This window comes from Pleurocapsa sp. CCALA 161, assembly GCF_003003995.1.
Classification (GTDB): Bacteria; Cyanobacteriota; Cyanobacteriia; order Cyanobacteriales; family Xenococcaceae; genus Waterburya.
In genome coordinates this window covers 12,396-32,120 of record NZ_PVWF01000046.1, presented here as the reverse complement: position 1 = coordinate 32,120, position 19,725 = coordinate 12,396, and the positions used below count along the sequence as shown (strand labels likewise).

Genomic DNA, 19,725 nt, shown 5'->3' with positions numbered 1-19,725 from the left:
GATAGTTCAAAGCGATTAATGCAATCGTGTTTCAACGTTCTACCATCCCTACAAGCAAAAAAACTAGTGAATCCCAAGCAATATCTATTAATTGCAGAATCTCAAAAAGTAATTGAGTATCCTGAAATTTTTACTTGGGGGTTAGAGCAAAAATTAATTGCTACTATCAGTAAATATTTAAAGTTGCCAGTAGCCTATCATGGTGCTTATGTACGTAGAGATATTGCTAATAATATCGCCTACAAAACGAGACTTTGGCATCTGGATAAAGAAGATCGCAGGATAGTAAAAATTATTATTTATTTGAAGGATGTCGATCAAAATAGCGGAGCTTTTCAATATATTCCTAAACGTTTTACCTCAGCTCTAATCCGTAAACTTAAATATAACCATGAATATTTACCAAGCAAAAAAGTAGAACGTTTTGTATCTAGCTCTGAATGGATTTCTTGTAAGGGTCAAACTGGTACGGTAATTTTTGTCGATACAGCTAACATTTTTCATCGAGGTTTAATTCCTCAAACATCCGACCGTTTGTCGATTTTTTTTGATTACACTTCAGCTTTTCCCTTGCGCCCTTATTATTGTAAATCTAGTTTGCCACTTCAGGATTTGTTAAGATTTGCTTCTTGTCTTTCTGCTCAACAAAAAGAATATGTTTTTTGGAATCGAAAACTAAAACAAGCTCTCAATAAATTTGAAAATAATCTTTAATTTAATGCGCTTTGATAAACGAGTTTAATTTGTTGGGCAATTTCGTGCCAATTATAATTAGCTTGAACATAGTCTAAGCAAGCTTGGCTATCAGGTAAAATGCGATCGCCTGATAAGGCTTCCATAATTCCTCGTGCTAGTTGTTCTGGTTGATAACCTTCAAAGACTAAATCTGCCGAAAATGGTCGTAAAATTTCAGGAATACCACCAATAGGAGTTCCAAGTACTGGAGTTCCAGCCGCTAAGGATTCCACTACTATCAACCCAAAACCTTCCAACACAACAGTGGGAACAACAGAGAAGTTAGCAGCACGATAGCATAAGGGTAGTTGTTCGTCAGGGATATATCCTAGTAGTTTGACATTATTTGTTAAGTCTAGTTCGATTATTTGAGTTTGTAGGCTATCAGCTAATGCACCTTTACCAGCGATATAGAGGAGAATATCAGGATAGCGATCGCGTATTTGTGCCATGGCAGTAATTAGGTTCTCTAATCCCATGCGTTTTGCCAAGCGACGGATACAGAAAATAATTGGTCGATCTGGATGCCAATCGAGTTGGCTACGGGCTTCGACGGGAGAAAGATTGATGTTAAAGCGATCTACATCTACTCCCCCAGGAATAATCTGGATTTTGGCTAAAGGGACTTGATATTCTTGATGTAGGATATCGCGGAAGGTTTGGGAGAGGACGATAAATTGGGATGAACGACGATAAACGGCTTTTTCAATTTGTTTTTTGACCCAGATTGCGACTGGTTTTGGAGTTTCGACATCGCTTTCTAATGCCCAAGGTCCATGAAAATGAGTAACAAGGGGAATATTGTGAAGTTGATTGAGAATTGGGAAGGTATAGAGTGCAAAGTGAGATACGACGAGGTCGTATTGATTTGCTGACAGGGTTTGATGGAAAACCCGACTCATTTTTAGCCAGCGTTGAATCAGAGAATCTTTGGGGGAAGCGAAAGCTGTAACTAGTCGATTGCTGTCTTGGATTACTTTCTCTGAGCCAGCTAACAAGCCTGTAACTTTAATATCAGCTTGGGGTAGGCATTGGCAGCAATCATAATAATAGCGATCAAGTCCTCCGCCACCTTCGGGAAACCATTCTAAACCTATTTGTATGATTTTCATCATTTTATCTGCTTGAGAAAATTGATTTTAATAACTTTAAATATCTTTTTGATCTATGTAAGTTATATAAATAGGTAATTTTATCGAGTTTCACAAATCTTATTTTATCCGACACCATTGATCGCAAATATTACAGTAACAAAGTTTACCACAAATCCGAACTTTTGGATGTCGAATTTATTAATTTAAACTTTATCGAAAATTTATAAATTCCCTTGTACAGTCCGAGAAATATCTCTAGACAAACAAATATTTCATATTTTTGACTAAAAAATTTGTTTCTTCGTTCGAAAGAGATAAATGTAGTATTTTTGCGGAAGTCAAATTACAAAATAATATTTAATATTTAAAAAATATACAAAGTTTTCAAAAACTTATTTTCAAGCGAAATAAATTTACTTATCAAAAACCAGAAATATTAAGTATTGATTGATTATGTTTGACTCTTTAATTCATTTAAACTTTAACAACCTTCAACTTAAAGATGATTTACTATTTATCGATTCAGCAATAGAAAATTATCAAAGTTTAATCGATCTTGCTACTCCTAGTAGTGAAATAGTTATCCTAGATTCTTTACAAAATGGAATCGAACAAATTAGCAAACAATTAGCTCAATACCACAATCTTGAAAGTATCCAGATTGTTTCTCATGGACAAGCTGGTAGCGTTCAATTTGGTAATTCACAATTAAATCTTGATACTTTAGATTTTTATGACGAGCAAATCAAAAATTGGGGTAATGCCTTAAGCGAGAAAGGCGATATTCTTTTTTATGGTTGCAATGTTGCTATCGATCAAGATGGTAAAGATTTAATTCAAGAATTAAGCGATATTACAGGTGCTGACATTGCGGCTTCAAAGGACTTGACAGGCAACAGTGCTTTAGGTGGTAATTGGGATTTAGAAATACAAACAGGAAAAATAGAATCGGCTAGGGTATTTCCGCCAGAAGTTACTGAGGTTTTTGAAGGTATTTTACATAGTGATGATGCCCTAATAGATGAAGCAGATGCTACTCATGTTGCAATTACCAATGGTAGTTGGTTCGATCCTAATACCTGGCAAAATGGCAAGTTACCTACTGATGGAGCGCAAGTATTGATTCCAGAAGGTATTCGAGTCAATTACACTCAAGAAAGTAATAACCGTTTATATACCTTGAGAGTTGATGGGACTCTTAACTTTTCAAGCAAAAGTAATACCAAAATGTTGGTAGACACTTTATTTGTTGCTTCTGAAGGTAAATTATTTATTGGTAATTTAAATAATCCTATTCAAGCTAATAAAACAGCCCAAATTATTTTTACTAGCGACAAAGCAATTGATACTCAATGGGATACTGAACAACTTAGTCGGGGTTTGATCTCTCAAGGTAAAGTTCAAATTTATGGTGCTGATAAACTTGATTTTGTGGCACTTAAAAAAGATGTTTTAGCAGGGGAGCGAGAATTAATTCTTAATCTCCCTACAGGAACAAATACACCACAAGGCTGGCAAGTTGGAGACCAGCTTGTTTTAGGTGGCACCAGCTACAACAACAAAGGTTCTGATAGAGACAATTCTCGTTTTCAAGATGAGGTTCTGACCATCACTGCAATTGATGGAAATAAAATTAGTTTTACCAATAACGATATTGCTGCTGGAGATAATCAGCTATTGCGCTTTGACCACAAGCGTCCAGATGGATATAAAAATCGCCTCAATCTTTACGTTGCCAACACCACCAGAAATGTAAGTTTTGAAACTGAAAACGGTGATAGTGTTCCAGTAAATCATCGCGGTCACGTAATGTTCATGCATAATCCCAATGTGGTAGTGCAAAATGCTGGCTTCTATAATTTGGGGCGAACAGACAAAAATAAGCTTATTGACGATCCTAGTCAAAATGTAGACGGAACTAAAGGATCGGGTACAAATCCTAGAGGCAGATATTCTCTACACTTTCATCGTACAGGCGCAGACGATTGGAATGGCTCAGCAGCTATAGCTAAAGGAAACGCTGTTGTTGGTAGTCCTGGCTGGGGAATTGCTCATCATGATAGTCATGTAAACATAGAATATAATGTAGTTTTTGATGTAGTAGGTACTGGTATTGCTGCTGAAGCAGGTAACGAAATTGGTACTTGGCGTAATAATATTACCATTAAAACTACTGGCGATGATAGTTACCGACCAGATCTTGAGCCTAGTTCTAAACGCGTTAATCGATTTGATTTTGGCTTTAATGGTGAAGGCTATTGGGTTCAAGGGGCAGGGCAAATCGATATTGTTGATAACATTGCTATTAGTGCTGAATCAGCAGGAATTGTTCACTATGGCGGAGGTGACGGCGGACAACAAGTCAGAGATGCACAAACTATTGCCGTTAAAAATTTACCTTCACAGTATCAATCTCTTGCTAAAGGGACAGGCGATGAAAGTGTTATAGATGTATCGGCAGTGCCTCTCCGTAAACTGTCGGGTTTTGAAAGTTATAACTCTAGAATGGGAATGAATTTTTGGGCAACTCTTAAAAATCTTGATAATCAACTAGAAATTGATGGGGCAACAGCAAGTTCAAAACCACCAGCCCATAATTTTCATTCTCAGGTGAAAGACTTTAAAGTCTGGAATAATAGATCCGCAGGCGTTAGTTTTATTTATGCTTCTCAAGTTGATTTAAAAAACGGTTTGATTGTAGGAAATCGCCTTAATCCTAAAGGTAAAGGAATTGTAGGTAATTCAGGTTCGATGAATAATAACTTTGCTAATCTTTATATTGATGGATTTGAATATGGGTTGCAAATACCCTTTGATCAGGATCAAAGTCGGAATAATTCTTCAATTACAAATGTTACTTTTGCTCATAACATCCAAAATTTCAATACCAGAAAATTCAATGATGGTACACCCACGGGTTATTCATCTTATTTTGAAATTGTTAACAGCAAATTTAATATAGTAGAGAACAATACATCACCCACAGCTAAATTTACCCATAAAACATTAGGAGGTTTCGCAGTACAGTTTGATGCATCCGATTCTTTTGACACTGACTCTTCAGAAAAAAATTTAGATGGCAAAGGAATTGTTAGCTATGGTTGGGATTTTGATAATGACGGCAGAATTGATAAATTTGGTCGCCAAGTAGGTCATTATTTTAATAGTGCTGGTGATAAAAACATAACTCTTACAGTGTGGGACAATCAAGGTGCAACTCAAACTTTGACTCAGACTATTAACCTAGTATCTCAAGCATATGAGAATTTGATTGTTGACGGTAATTTTAATTCTTCTAATGATACTAAAGACTTTAGTAGTGCAGCAGCCAATCAAGGATGGAGTTTAGCTGACAATTGGACTCGTAATTCTCAAATTGGTAATGGAGGTGCAGCAACAGTATCTAAAAATATGGTTAAAGGCATCGGTCAAAGTGTTTTTGATGAGGGGATGCGCCGAGGCAATCAAACTTTAACCATGAACATTAAAAATACAGAAGGGAATAACAATCTTAATCAACTAACAGTAACTGTATGGGGAGTGAATGGGGAATTTCGTAATTCAGCTTGGGATATTCAAGGTCCTCAACAAGTAGGAACACTTCCTATGAAAAGAAAACAGTTATTACAAAAGACTGTAGGTGGAGATAGTTTTGATTGGAAGAATTTTAGCTGGGATTTAAACTTTGGCAATGGCTATGAATTTATTGTTTTTCAGGCTAATTCTAAAGGAATCGATCCTAATAAAGGTGACATATTGGCAATTGATAATATTAGTATCAAATAGTCATTGAGATAATTAATACATAAAATAATCAAGGATGGATTGTGTTAGGTTTGTGCTTAAATAAAATAATTAGCTCAATCGACTATCACTTTATTTATCATAAACATTTCATCCTTCTTTATTTGACTGAAATCAGTTTCAAAAAAACGTCTGTTGTTTTTAATTTTTTCTTCTGACCAATCCCACCAGTTTATCTCTTGAAGTTGTTCTATGATCTGGTCGCTAAATCTTTTTTTAATTACTTTGGCAGGATTGCCAACGGCAATTGAATATGGTGGTATACTCTTTGTTACAATCGAACCTGCACCTATAACTGCGCCGTTAGCAATTTCTACTCCAGGCAAGATAGTTACATTATCTCCTATCCAGACACCATTACCTATATTTATCGCTCCTTTGGTTCTAACAAGTTCGGGAAAGTTATATCGACGCTGAAATCTATGCTGCATATTAATGTATCCAGTATAGTGATTTCTGGTTCTAATTCTTAAATTGTGTGCGATCGCACAATACTTGCCAATTGAAACGGGAGATTCTTTTTTACTATCGATAAATGCCGGTCCTGTTATTCTAGTACCAAAACCAACTGTAGTAAATTTACCAACTTTTGAGTCGGGATGAATAAAAATCTTACTTTTTTTATACTTAGCAAATTTATTGATGCTAAAAACTTTTTTAAAAAATTTACTAATTTTCATGATTTTCAGTTAATTCAATAAAATTCAACAATCCAAACCAGATTTTACTCTGGAGGGTTATATTGATACTTGTCGATTATTAGTTGTTCCCTTGAACGAACCATATTAACCGTTTCATCATCATAGTAGAAGCTAGATGGTTTGTGTTTAGATGTATTGATTTTTTTTCTAGATATAATTTCTTCTTGCTCTTCTAATGTCAATTTATATCCAACATCTTTTAAAACTTGAATTAAATCTTGTTCAAGACTTTCATTTCTTATAATTCCATTTAACAAATTATTTTGTTTATCAAATTCAAGCAATTGATCAAAAGAAATAATATCGGTATTATTAAATAACTTATTTAATTTTAAAACATTGCTGTGTACACAAGTATATCGATAGGTTAAAAGACCTGCAAATGAACTGATTGGACTAAAGCCATATCCTTCTGTAAGATCGTATTTTCTCATTGGATCGAAAATTAAATGTAACCAGTCTCTAAAAAGTCTAGGGTTTTCTACATCAGCGTAGGTTTTTTTCCATAGACTCATAGGTTTGTTAACTTCATGAAATAAAGCCTTTATCGATCTTACTTTTTTTTCTTTAACAGGAAAACATCTTAAATGATTTAGATTATGTGATGTCAATTTCTTCCGAAATAGTCCTTTACTATTACAACCGAAAGCCCATAAAGATACATACCAGTCCCAAGGATTACGAATTGAGCCGATAATGTATTTTTCACCAATTAAATTAACAGGTAAACTGTTATGTTTTTGGATTTGTTTTCCTCCAATATAGTCATTTAATAATTGAGCTATATGGGTACAACCAGTTTTTTGAAGTTGTAAGTAAACTAAACGTTCGCATTCAAACATAGCTATTTATTTTTGCCTGTCTATTACATTAATTAGTAGGTTTACAATTAGAATCATCTATTTATCTAAATTATTAAGCAGTTCATAACGCTTCTTAACTATAGCTGGATTTCCAGCGATTAATATAGGATATTCTTCAGGGGGAAAAGATTTATTAACTACACTTCCGGCACCAACCATAGCTTGGTCTGGAACACTACATCCTAAAATCGATACTCTAGCCCCAACATAAACATTTCTACCTACATTTACTTCATATCTTAGTTTTTCTTTTTTAGTACTACCATTGATGTAGCTAATTCCATGATTCCAAATATGAGAATCTCTGCCAGCAATAGTGGTGTTTTTACCAACATTTACACTTCCTCCCGCGTCAATAAAATGATGGCTCATAATGTTTACTTTTTCCTCTAAAATTATTTTGCCAGACCAGGAAGGAGACTCATCCTTATTGCCAGAGAAGAAAAACTGATTAAAGTTTTTTATACAAGGGCCACCTCCTATTTGAAACAAAGTTAAACGCCTAATGATATTAAAGTTTCCGATTGTAACATTATCTTTCAAAATACAATGTTCACAGTTGATGTAGCTAAAGCCAATCTTTACATTTTTACCGATACTCCACCCTATAAATTTATAAACAAATAATTTAATAGGTAAAGGGAGAATTACTGCAATTAAAAGTAAAATTTTTCTCATCTATTTTATTAAATAAACTTCAGTGTTTACTAGTAAGATTTTAAGTCTGTAATAAAATAACTTTTTAGATCGATTAAATTTAACTAGCTTGTGTATAGTATTTGTTGAAAGTACTGAGATGGCATAACCTATACAGGAAGAAAAAAACAAAGATTTTAATTTTTAATTCTATTTACACAGCATTAATAAAGACTTAAGTTAGTTTTGAAATTTAGTACTTTAGTATTACTACAGGTTTATAATTCAAGTTCTTTTGAGGCTTGAAGTAATAAATATAGAACTTTAATATTCAAAGCTATAATTAAAATTCTCAATATCATATTTATATAGCTTGCTTACCAATTCGATAGAGTCTTTGCTATAATATGTCATATAGTTTTTGTATTTTCTACTATTACTTTTCTTTAAATTAATACTTTCTGCATGCGGTATTCCCACTTTCCTTAACACAGGAATTAATTCTGTCTTGATATCTTCAAGTCTTACTACTTTGTCTACTAAAACATTCCTTTCGCTGTCCATAATATAATTGTCAATGGAATAACTTCCATATCTTCTCCACCTTTCCCAGTCTTTCCCCCCTGCACCAATGCCATCATTGTCTATTGTTAATAACCAATCTTTAAAGTCAGGTTTTTTCAGAAATATTTTTTTAGAAAGCCTTTTTAATTCAAATTTTAGCTTGTTTTTGACAAATCCTCCTGCTTCAGTATCGTAAATCATTTCATATAAAGATACAAGCCTGGCCCAAGGATTTCTAACAAAAGTAAATTTAAAGTATTCATCGTAGTTCAAGTCTCGTTCTTGAAATATTTGTTTGACTTCTTTTGGAGTTATATGAGAATAGAATGGATTTTGGGGAGTTCTTTCTTTATAATGAACAGATGACACATCAGAATACGGTTTGAGTATTTCTCTTACAGTCTCAGAACCTGTTTTTGGATTAGCAAAAAAAATAAATTTGTATTTATGTGAGATCCGCATTTTTTTGATAATAAAAGTATGGTTGAATATTAACGAATAAATTGTGATTACTGACGTTATTAATTTTCTGAACTTTGTAATTATATTTCCTCTTATGTATTATTATTTATGATTAAAAGATACGGATAGTCTGTAGCAGTTAACTTAATTGATAAATTATCATGGGAATATTTAGTTGAAACAGGTAATTTCCTATTATTTATAGGATCATAAACTTGAACTGAAGCTTTACTTAGCTGTTCTCCATTAATCTTGATTGTAAAACTTTCTGAAACCATATCCTCCATCAAATTTCTAGTCATTATATAATATGGGATTACGAACTTTTTTTGATTAACTTGAAAAGGAAGAAAAGTAAATACGTCTCTATTATATAAATTTGGATGTTTTTCAATGTTGTTACCTTGAAATTGATAGTGATTGTGTGAATCAGTTATGGAAATAATCTTTAATTGTTTGATGTCAACTAAATCTGAATCAATATTTAGCGTCATTTGATCACAAATTCTTTTTAAAACCTTTAAAGCTGGAGAGATATAAAAATCATCTTTAATTGGATAATCACTGTTTGAAAAAGCATATTTCAAAAAGTTTTCTTGAACAACAGCCAAATTATTATCTTTCCATCTACCTCCAGCAGCAAATAAATATAATCTCTCTGCACCTTTATTTAAGAAAAAACAGAAATATCTGGCTGCTGCTTTAGCTTTGATTTTCAATGCCCTTTCATTAGATATATTTGGGTCATAATTACTTGGAGAAACATTCGCTTCAGTGATCCAGATTGGAGTAGATACAACTTGTCCCGAAATTTTTCTTCCATAACGCCCGTGGTCAACACCGTGTACTTCTGAGGTTATTGGAGCCATATCTCTAACTATAGTTGAACTAAGTAAACCTGTGGCAGATGATTCGGGAAAGAATGTGGAATAATGTGGTGTGAATTTAGATTGAAACTCCAGATCTCTTAATCCTAAAGCGTTAACAGGTTTAGATTTTGGTTCATCTTGAGGATACTTTTTAAATTTAGGATAAGGATGCTTACTTAAAGCATGAATTCTAGGTGGTAATTGAGACGATGCTGGCCATGGGATTGTATTGGCAAAACCATTAGTAATTTTTACCCCCAGAAAGTCATTAGAATGATTGTCAATATACCTTGCTGTTTCACCAATCAAGTTGTTCGAAATATCTTTTTTACTATAATGTTCATCTAACTGATGTTCGTAATATGAATTTATATTTAAAAAGTTAGAGCCAAATGTTAATTCGTTCCAAATTTCCAGATCGAATCCTTTATCATCATTATTTTCAGTTTCCAAAGTTTTGGTTACAAACCCTGCAATTGTATTTATATAATTAAACCAACCACTCAACGTTTCTTGATAATCAATCGTTCCAGGTGAAGAAAAAGGTTTGTATTTCAGAGTGGCTATTTCAATAGAAGAACCTGCCATAATGTTCTTGCTTAAGGGTTTAGAAATAGTAATTTGATTTCCCCTAATCTCAGTAATTAAGGCTTCAGCAGCCCATTTTTTTCCTGAAATATTAGACAAACCACTGTATCCAACACTAAGATTGTTTACTGAATCCAGTATTATTTTGCGATCGCCAATATGTGCGGTTGTAGTTACCCTTTTATTTTGTAATTTAATAGGACAAGGTAAGCCGTGATTAGAATTGAGTAGGATAAGTGGACGTATGCCAAAATTCTTTAAAGCAATTAATCTATTTTTAAATTCCGTTTCCTTATTAGTTATCAGCTTTGTTTCATCACCATAGTCCAGCATTCCCCAACTGATTTCAAAACGAGCATGACGCACTCCGTGTTTAGCTAACATCTGTGCAATTAACTTCGGGTTTTGTTTTTCTTGAAAAACTATTCCTATACCATCTAAAAATTTTTTAGCAGGGACAGTCTCCAGATAAGCTCTCCAAGGTTGTAACCAGTGAGAATGAGTACCAAATGGTATATTCATTAAGTAGGATTCGTCAGTGTAAAATTTTAGTTGATTACCTATACTAAATGCATTATGACTAGCTATTAATAATATAAATGTAGCAATTACGATGATTGCAACATTTATTATTTTCTTAATTGTGAAAATCATACTTTTTCCGATTTTGTATTTTCGTTAACATTTAATTTACACCTTCTTTTTCTTGGCTTTAAGTTTCTTTAAATTAATCCAGTGCAAAGCTTTTTTCAGTGTAAACTTGCAAAGCTACATCTTTAACAATCTCAAAAATTTCTTGTCTTTCTACTATTGTTAAAGATTGGCGATACATGTCAAAAATTTTAGCACTATTTCTTTTGAAATCTTGGACTTTTCCTTGTCTTGCTTGAGCAGATTTATTTACCTTAGTTAAATTAATAATTTTTTGTTTGACTGATTCAGACCAAGGTAAATTTAGCTTTTCATAAAGGGAATGAAAAACATCAACAGGTTTTTGACTCAAGTCTTCATGAGTCACTACTTGCCAATCTGGATACTTACTAGCTTGTTCTAACATGACTTTATATGCAGCTTTCCAGTGAACAGAAGATTTTTGAATACTATTTGACCATTCTTTAGTTAGCAGTTCTCTTTCTTCAGAAAAGTAATCATCTATCAAATGCGGTTTATCATGAAATCGAGCTAGATTGGGAACCCAATCTAACCTTTTAAGACTAGCAATAAGTGAAGTCGGATGCCTAACAATAATCACTGGTTTAACGCCATAATTAAGATACAGATACTCTGTTAAAAATATCCCAGTAGGATCTTTTATAATTGCAGCTTCATGTAATGGATTTAGTTTCGCTAAAGTTAGATTAAAAGGCCCTCTACTACCAACGACTTTTTTACCAATTTTTTTTACCAAAGAATCATCAGGAGGAATGTTATTTTTCAAACTAAAATCATAGCTAAAAATAGATTTAATTAAATCATGATATCTATCCTTATCCTCAGTGTCGGTAGTATTACTAAAATACGGATACCACAAGTCGGTTCCCGCAATACCACAGGTGGGATTGAATGGTTCATGTATATAATCAACTTGTAAAGGAAGACTTAGTACTGTTCCCGCAAACGTCGTTCCACTACGAGGAACTCCCGTTACAAAAACCCAATTTTTAATTTTATCCACGGCAATTTTAATGTTCATTGAATAATTTAAATATCTATCAAAATTGTGTATTAATTGAAACCAAAAATATCAAAAGACTACAAAAAATTTATCGATAACGATAATACTTTTGACACGCTACTCCTAAACCTAAGAATCCCCATAAAACCATACCTCGAACATCAATAACGATAATTCCGAGAAAAATCTTGGAAAAAGTACTGAATGAAATTGCTCTTGCAATCCTACCGAATAAATCTAAATAGTTGCCAATATTTTGAAACAAGCTCCAAAACAGTAAAAATATACCACTGAAGTAGGGAATTGTTCCTAGCCATCCTAGGTTCATAAAAACGGCTAAAAAAGTACTATGATAATTTCGTCTGTCCCCTATCCCATTTCCTATCAAATTCTGTAGAGCACTATTTAACTCTTCATTGTATAGTTCTACTCTAACTTGGGCGCTTTTGTCGTTTTCAATCTCAGAGACAGTTTGGAAACGCGCGCTCAAAGTTGTCGAGAATGGTTCTATTGTACTTAAAGAGATGATAAACATAGACAATATCAATATTCCGACAATAAAACGAATTTGAAATCTAGATTTGACAGAAGTTATAAACGTTAATAGACCTATAACCCAAGCTCCCCAAGCAGATCTCACCAACGATAATAAAAATGACATGTAACCAACAATAGACGTACTTAAGTTTAGTATTCCTTCCCCAGAAAATAAAACTAATAATCCGGCACCCATAGTATTAGCGAAAGCCCCAGGATCATTCATAGTACTCCACACTCTAATTTCTAAGGGAACGGGTTTTCCTGCTGAACTAAATTCACTATTAGTCAGCCAAAAGACATCCCAGTCTGGCGCAGTTAAAAACTGTATTAAACCGTACAATCCCATAATCAATACTCCCCATATAAAGGTTTGCTGTATTATCTGGCGATATTTCGGATAGTTACGCCAATTTGTAGATAGATAAAATCCCATGAGAACAGGACTAAACCAGTTGAGGAAACCAATTCCTGTCTCAAATATAGACCACTTGATCAAACCAATAAAAAAACCATAAAATAACCCTAAAAAAGATAAAATGAAAGGTAAATTGTCTTGACGAAATAATTTAGGAAAGTAATTTACAAAATTAACAATAGTTATTGATACTACTAAAAAAGGGGTAAGTAAAATCAAGCTTGGCTCAGTGTATCCCCCTCCTCTATAGTCCGCCAAACGACGAACCAAAGGTGCTAAAAACCACATCCACCACATAAAGCTAACGTAGATTATGGGATGACGAAAATATAAAAAGATAGCTATTGCAGTTGCTGTTATGGGAAAAAATAAATTGATAATATTACCGGCATTAATTATGACCAAAGTAACAGTTAAAAATAATAAGCTAAAAATGGCTGCCCAAGCAGATGAAGGTTGAAACTTTATTTTAAATACTTGAGTGGCAAAGTTATTTGCAAGTTTTGATTGAGAGTTCAAACGATATTCCTCTATACTTAATATGTTTAATTAGCTCATTTATATTTAACCACCTCACCATTAACGATAACCATATGTATGCCTATTTATTAAAGTTAATGTCTCTGCCATTCGACGATGATTAGCTGATAGCAATTTTTTCCATTTCTCATCTAAAACAATTCCTCCCTTTTGGTAACGCATTGGATTACCTGCAATTGTGTGAACGTTGCCCGCGCGAAAATTATTTACCGTTTTCTCTTCAAATTGACAATTAAGCATTTTACATACTTGCTTAAATGTTTCGGACGGTTGTGATGCTAATTTTTCATAATTAATTAGCATATAGTCTTCTGCTTTAAGGTGATTTAGGGCTGCCTGTGAGATTAACTCGTTTTCAATTGACCATTTTAGAGATTGTCTGGTAGTTTCATAAAATCGATGATAAGGTGAGTGTGCTTTGTCTTTCGGTAGCTTCTTCAGCATTGAATAAATAAATGCAGGTGGATTCTTTACTATCTGTATCACTTTGAGGTTGAAAAGATCAGAGCGAGCAAGCCAAGCCAAGCGATAAGGATCTTTAGAAGCGTCTACTATCCAATCTACTTGAGTATCTAGTTCTACTTGTATTAGTTCTAAAAATGATTTAAATACACTATAGTTATTTTGAGCATATACTCGTATCTTTCTTTCGGTTTCAAGATCAAGTTTTTTACTAGTAAAATCTAACAATCTGTTTAGTCTAACTGTGTGTCCAGCGTTATGTTTTTCTCTGAAAAAATCTATCTGTGGCTCTGATTGGTCTAAGGGGTTCACTGATTTGAGCATCTTATCCCAAAACTCGCAATCAATAACAGATTTTCCACAGCTACAAGGTAAAACTCCTTGACGAATAATTTCATGAGGCCAAATATGAATTTCCCCACAGGTAGCTATTTTAGAATGAGTACCTAACATAGATTCTACTAAAGTAGAACCACTATGACCGATGCTAGCAATGTAAACTAAGTTTATTTTATCTGATTGTTTCATGTTAAACATTGCAATGATTTCACTGTGAAATACAAGTTTTCTATTTTTGATTCGTCATTAGAAATAAATACTTCATCTTATACAAAAATACGAATAGATAAAAAGAATAATTTTTATTTACTATTTCACATAAGTTGAGAGTAAAACTTTATGTATTCTTCTGCTATTCCATCCCAACTTAGAGATTTAGATGCTGTAATAGCATTACGAGAATAAGCAATTCTAGAAGATGAATTTTGCAAAATAGACAGTACTTTATGGTACATATCATTGGTATCTTCACAAAAAATACCTGCTTGGTAATTTTTGATCAAATTCTTAATGCCTACATTTTCAAAAGTCACAGGGATGGTTCCTGATGCCATCCATTCTAAATAATAGATACCAAATCCTTCATAAAGTGTTGTTGAAACTCCAATCCAAGAATCTCTAGTCAACTGAGCTAACTTTTCACTAGACACTCCAATCCAATTATTAACATCTGGATGATTATATGGTTGATCAACTACTGCATGAATTACTAATTCTGGTATTTCCTTTTTTATTTTTAGTAATAATTCAATGGCTAATATAGATTGCTTACGTCCTTGCAAAGTTCCGATTACAATTGCAGTTGGTTTATTAGCTTTGTGCTGTGGTGGATAGTATAAAGCTTTGGTGTATCCATTATAAATAATGTGTTTGACATCCAACAATGCTACTGTATCATCTCCTATGCCTACAGATAGGTTGGCTAGCTTTCGTGCCAATATTTCAAGATAATGATAGACTTTGAAGATAAATTTAGATTTTAAATTATCAGCAAATTGCGCTTCATTAAGACTACAGCCATGAAATGTTCTGATGGTGGGAATATCTCGTTTCAGATAAGCCCAATCTTCTCCATGCAAATGTAGCAAATCTAGATCTTGATAATCAAGAAAAATTAGTTGAAAGGGTAGAAAAAGACGCCTCGATAATTTCATATTAATCAAAGGTTTTAGATTAACTACTTCATACAAGGCATCGTGTGGCTTTGAAGAGTAAGTATATATTCTCACAAAATTCTTTGCCCGAACTAGCGCATTAGCAAGTTCATGGATAACTACAGAAACTCCACCAGGTTTTTTTCCTTCTTGGGGTAAATCGGCAAAAACCATACCTATCTTTAATGACATGTCTTTTCCTGCAACATAGCGTGTTCAAGAGTATAATAAAAATTTTGAAAATAATTGATATTAGTTACTAATCCATTAAGTTGATTCCATAATTGCTTTTTAATGTTTCTAAATCTTCTTTGAGCAATTTTTTAATTGATTTTTTTTGTTGAGTAGATAATTCGAATTTGCGTTCTATTCTACGACCACCAATTAGCAATCTCAGTTTCTCTTTTTGCTTTTGTGAAAAAACAGTACTCACGTTTTTTGCTAGCTTGTTTCGTTTAAGTTTGATCCACCAGGGTACATCCATAATTCGTGAGTAAGTAGGATTATAAACTTTATCCAAATTCCTAAATTGATAATTTGGTTCTATGTCTAGAAAACTGCAAACTTGCCATAAAGTTTTATTAGGGGTATTTTTTAATTCATCAAACTCAAGCATCAAAATTTGATCTTGAGAAAAAGCCTTGTAAAATTCGCTAATTTGTCTAGCATATTTAGAAGTTTCAATTAAATCATCGTCTATCCCTTCAGACAATTTTTTTAAGTTGATCAGGTCATTAGTAGTCATTGCATAAGTGTAATGAGATTCTATTCTTTTGATCGGGTTTCTAACTAGATAAATAAACTTAAATTTAATTTTGTATTTACTTTTTATGTACTTTATTCTTTCCACTGTATAAGGGTAAGAATGTTTTTTAGTATAGTTAGTAGAAGCTTCTAAAGCAATTTCGTGCTTATTCTTGTCCCAATCCTCCCATAATTCTGAATACCATTCAAATCCTTTGTTCCAATGATGATCAAAAGCGAAAAAATTCGGCTCTTTATGAACACAACTGGCTATTTGTGGATGCTGAACTAAATAATTATATAAGCTAGTGGTACCAGATTTCATAGAGCCGATTATTAAAATGAAATTATCTATATTTTTCATGACTTTTGTATTAGGAGAAAATTAAAAGTTTAAGAATTAATTAAGTTCAAATATCAAGAAATTTGGAATGTTCTATGCTGCATCTGATGATACTTCCAAAACTTTCCTTCTAAGGCTAATAGTTGTTGATAATTACCTTGTTCGACAACTTTTCCCTTCTCTAGTACGAAAACCTTATCTGCTTTAGCAATAGTAGATAAACGATGAGCGATCGCTATTACAGTCCGTCCCTTAGATAATTTTTCCAATGATTCTTGAATTAACTGTTCCGTAACCGAATCTAAGGCACTGGTTGCTTCGTCTAAAATAAGAATGTCTGGATTTCTAAGCAAAGCACGAGCGATCGCAATACGCTGTTTTTGACCACCTGATAACCTGACTCCGCGATCGCCTAGTATTGTATTTAAACCTTCTGGTAATTCTTGAATAAATTCAATGGCATGAGCTAACTTCGCAACTTGCCAAATATCTTCTTCTCTAATTTCTTCCAAACCATAAGCAATGTTTTCTCTCACTGAGGCATTGAAAATAAAAGTATCTTGGCTAACAATCGCCATTTTGCGACGAACGGAAGCAATATCAAAATCTTTTAAGTTTTTTCCATCTAGTAAAATCGAACCCTTTGTCGGATCGTAAAAACGAGCAATAAGATCGACTAAAGTACTCTTGCCAGCTCCTGAGCCGCCGACTAATGCTGTGACTTTACCCTTTTCAATAATTAAATTAATATCTTCTAAAACCAAACGAGCTGGCTCATAACCGAAATTAGCTGTTAAAAAACTTATTTGCTCTTGTAGTCCTTTAAATTCTAGATGACCATTAATTAAATAAGGTTTATTAGTTACCTTTAATAGTTCTTGAATGTTATTAATTGAACCTTGAAAACGACTCAAATTTTCTCTCATGTTGTTAACTTGAGATACCAGGGGCATCATCCGTAATAACACAAACATAAAAGTAAGTAGCGAACCCGTTTGCAAATTACCTTTAGAAATAAAAAGATTAAATGCAACAACTACCATGACGATTAAAATCGTACTACCAAATCCTTCAGCTAGAGGTAGTACTGAGGAGGAAATCGCTGCAACTTTATCTTCTTTTTGAATTATCTCTACACTGGAGCGGTAAAACCTTCTCCTTTCAAAGTCTTCAGATGCTGAACCTTTAACAGTCCGAATCCCATTGATGAACTGAATAGCAATTGAAGAAAGTTTGCCATTAGCTTGTGGTACAGCAAAACTCGCTTGACGAACACGACGAATCAGCGTTGAAAGTCCTACTGACAGAAGAGTATATAGCGCAATTGCCGCCAAAGAAAGTTCCCAAGATAGCCAAAACATTGAAGCTGCATAAGCTATCAGCGAGAAGCTTTTGTTAATCAAGCCAGAAAAAACATTAAAAGCTTGTTTTAGTTGGTTTATTTCTGTTGTCAAGCTATTGATGAGAGATCCCGAACGGCTCGTCGAGTAATAACTCAAACTCAAGCTCTGTAGTTGCTCAAATAACCTTTTACGCAAATGATCACATAGGTTAGATTGAGCTAGTCGAGAATAATAAAGTCCAAAGTAGTTTAAAAGCGATCGCAGCCAAATCGTAATTAGAATAAAACCAGCTAGTCGATAAACTCGTTCTGATGGAGATGCCTGCGTTGCCAATAAGCTAGTGTCAAACCAAACAATACCAGTTTCAATCGGTGGCTTTTCAGGAGTAGTTAATACCTGCAAAAAAGAAGCAATTAAGCCAACAGTAGTTCCTTCAAACAAAGCACCCAGTAAAGTACAAGTTAAGGCGATAACTGCAATTTTACGAAAATTTTTAAATTCTCTGAGAATGATAAAGTTGTCATGCCAAAAGCTGGTACTTTTCAGCAATTTACGAATAGCAATTGGAATTTTAGGACGAATCAGCATAGCGATTGTGTTAATTTGTTACCAAAAAAAGTAGCAAGAACTCTACCAATATTTTTTTCTATGGAAAGCTTTGTGTTTGAATATTTTTCTTGAAGAATTTCATCAAATAAGAACTTAAAAATTTTGGTGTTCATTGTTGAAACTGATTATGATACATTAATGCCTGGTTTGATAGTTATATCTAAGTAACTATTAAGTGTCTCCAGGCTGGCAAACTTGAGAGGTGAATAATCGAAAGTCCCCCAAGCTATAGGGATTAAGGTTACTTCAATGTAACAATAGCAACTTATATTTTTTTGGCAACTTCTTAGAATGATGTCAAAGTTAATAAGCACCAAACCCAGAAATAACTTTAGGCACAGTCATTAGCAAAATCTTTAAGTCTTGAATTAAAGACCAACTATACAAGTATTCTAAATCACATTTAGTCACATCATTCAAATTTAATTGATTAGAACGACTTGCCACCTGCCATGCCCCAGTTATACCAGGTAAAGCATTCAATCTCTGCTTGCCTAATTTTCCTAACCGTAATGCGTCATATAAAGCCCAAGGTCGAGGACCGACTAGACTCATTTCTCCTCTTAAGACGTTAATTAACTGAGGCAATTCATCAAGACTATACTTTCTCAACCATTTACCAACAAAAGTAACCCTGGGATCATTTTCAACTTTGTGCAATCCTTCCTGAGCCTTCATTACTTCATGATGTTTTAACTCTGCATCTACAGTCATAGTCCGAAACTTATAGATTTTAAACAATTTACCTCTTGTTCCAACTCGCCATTGACAATAAAATATAGGACCAGAACCGTTAAATTTAATTGATAAAGCAACTAGCAACATTAAAGGGCTAATAACCAACAAAATAATTGCACTAATTAACCAATCACAAATTCTTTTTGCTCTCCAATAAACAGTCTGGCGACAGCTAGGTAAATGATTGTTAGAAGTAATACGCAAAAAAATTGGCTTACCTGCTCGCTTACAAGTATCCGCCCAGAGTTTAATCGATTTTTCACCCAATTCTGGATCGATACAAACCCTTTTTAACCAAGAATTACATAGGCAATTTTCTAACCACTGCTTTCTGGTTAAAGCTGGGAACTTATAACTACCTTGGTCAGCAATATTTTTAATCCAAAGATTTTTTTGTCTCCATTTCAAATCGCAAATAGGTAAGTAATTTTCTTGTTTTGATGAACCAATATTCAAGTTGAGTACTTTAGATGTTTGAATTAAAATACTGGCAGTCATTTATATTCT

The 19,725-nt window shown here is 33.5% G+C and carries 15 protein-coding genes; 2 read left to right on the top strand and 13 right to left on the bottom strand.

Annotated features, from left to right (window positions below; all coding sequences use genetic code 11):
• The first annotated feature begins 66 nt into the window (after window positions 1-66).
• Window positions 67-714, top strand: coding sequence for a 2OG-Fe(II) oxygenase (locus C7B62_RS12795; RefSeq protein WP_146132095.1), 648 nt, complete (start codon window positions 67-69; stop codon window positions 712-714).
• Here the strand turns inward: C7B62_RS12795 and C7B62_RS12790 are convergent.
• Window positions 711-1,850 carry a glycosyltransferase family 4 protein gene (locus tag C7B62_RS12790; protein WP_233219941.1) on the bottom strand — a complete coding sequence of 380 codons (1,140 nt, stop codon included), beginning with the start codon at window positions 1,848-1,850 and terminating at the stop codon, window positions 711-713. The two genes, C7B62_RS12795 and C7B62_RS12790, sit on opposite strands and share 4 nt — an antisense overlap.
• A 432-nt stretch (window positions 1,851-2,282) precedes the next feature.
• On the opposite strand from C7B62_RS12790, the gene C7B62_RS12785 reads away from it, so the two are divergent.
• Window positions 2,283-5,615, top strand: a complete 3,333-nt coding sequence (locus tag C7B62_RS12785; RefSeq protein ID WP_106236651.1) for a DUF4347 domain-containing protein — start codon at window positions 2,283-2,285, stop codon at window positions 5,613-5,615.
• Window positions 5,616-5,689: 74 nt separating this feature from the next.
• Here the strand turns inward: C7B62_RS12785 and C7B62_RS26150 are convergent, their stop codons facing one another.
• The 12 genes from C7B62_RS26150 to hepC all read right to left on the bottom strand — a co-directional run bounded on the left by C7B62_RS26150 (window position 5,690) and on the right by hepC (window position 19,716).
• Window positions 5,690-6,313, bottom strand: coding sequence for a CatB-related O-acetyltransferase (locus C7B62_RS26150; RefSeq protein WP_199194180.1), 624 nt, complete (start codon window positions 6,311-6,313; stop codon window positions 5,690-5,692).
• A 44-nt stretch (window positions 6,314-6,357) separates the two neighbouring features.
• Window positions 6,358-7,176, bottom strand: coding sequence for a hypothetical protein (locus tag C7B62_RS12775; protein ID WP_106236649.1), 819 nt, complete (start codon window positions 7,174-7,176; stop codon window positions 6,358-6,360).
• 57 nt (window positions 7,177-7,233) lie between these two features.
• Window positions 7,234-7,875 (bottom strand): hypothetical protein, encoded by a 642-nt coding sequence (locus tag C7B62_RS12770; protein ID WP_106236646.1) that lies wholly within the window; start codon window positions 7,873-7,875, stop codon window positions 7,234-7,236.
• A 282-nt stretch (window positions 7,876-8,157) separates the two neighbouring features.
• A complete protein-coding gene (locus C7B62_RS12765) occupies window positions 8,158-8,859 on the bottom strand; it encodes a sulfotransferase family 2 domain-containing protein (RefSeq protein ID WP_106236644.1) in 702 nt (233 codons plus the stop codon).
• 92 nt (window positions 8,860-8,951) lie between these two features.
• Window positions 8,952-10,970 (bottom strand): hypothetical protein, encoded by a 2,019-nt coding sequence (locus C7B62_RS12760; RefSeq protein ID WP_146132094.1) that lies wholly within the window; start codon window positions 10,968-10,970, stop codon window positions 8,952-8,954.
• A 73-nt stretch (window positions 10,971-11,043) separates the two neighbouring features.
• On the bottom strand, window positions 11,044-12,009 hold the full coding sequence (locus C7B62_RS12755) for a sulfotransferase (RefSeq protein ID WP_106236640.1): 966 nt from the start codon (window positions 12,007-12,009) through the stop codon (window positions 11,044-11,046).
• 70 nt (window positions 12,010-12,079) lie between these two features.
• Window positions 12,080-13,465 carry an O-antigen ligase family protein gene (locus tag C7B62_RS12750; RefSeq protein WP_106236638.1) on the bottom strand — a complete coding sequence of 462 codons (1,386 nt, stop codon included), beginning with the start codon at window positions 13,463-13,465 and terminating at the stop codon, window positions 12,080-12,082.
• A gap of 60 nt (window positions 13,466-13,525) precedes the next feature.
• Window positions 13,526-14,476 carry a sulfotransferase gene (locus C7B62_RS12745; protein WP_158260675.1) on the bottom strand — a complete coding sequence of 317 codons (951 nt, stop codon included), beginning with the start codon at window positions 14,474-14,476 and terminating at the stop codon, window positions 13,526-13,528.
• A 125-nt stretch (window positions 14,477-14,601) separates the two neighbouring features.
• The gene (locus tag C7B62_RS12740; protein ID WP_106236634.1) at window positions 14,602-15,633 is read right to left on the bottom strand and encodes a glycosyltransferase family 4 protein; all 1,032 of its coding nucleotides are present in this window, start codon (window positions 15,631-15,633) and stop codon (window positions 14,602-14,604) included.
• Between the two features lie 67 nt (window positions 15,634-15,700).
• Window positions 15,701-16,549 carry a sulfotransferase gene (locus C7B62_RS12735; protein WP_106236632.1) on the bottom strand — a complete coding sequence of 283 codons (849 nt, stop codon included), beginning with the start codon at window positions 16,547-16,549 and terminating at the stop codon, window positions 15,701-15,703.
• Between the two features lie 53 nt (window positions 16,550-16,602).
• Window positions 16,603-18,459, bottom strand: coding sequence for a heterocyst formation ABC transporter subunit HepA (hepA, locus tag C7B62_RS12730; protein WP_106236628.1), 1,857 nt, complete (start codon window positions 18,457-18,459; stop codon window positions 16,603-16,605).
• Window positions 18,460-18,783: 324 nt separating this feature from the next.
• A complete protein-coding gene (gene hepC, locus C7B62_RS12725; protein ID WP_106236626.1) occupies window positions 18,784-19,716 on the bottom strand; it encodes a heterocyst development glycosyltransferase HepC in 933 nt (310 codons plus the stop codon).
• Window positions 19,717-19,725 lie beyond the last annotated feature (9 nt).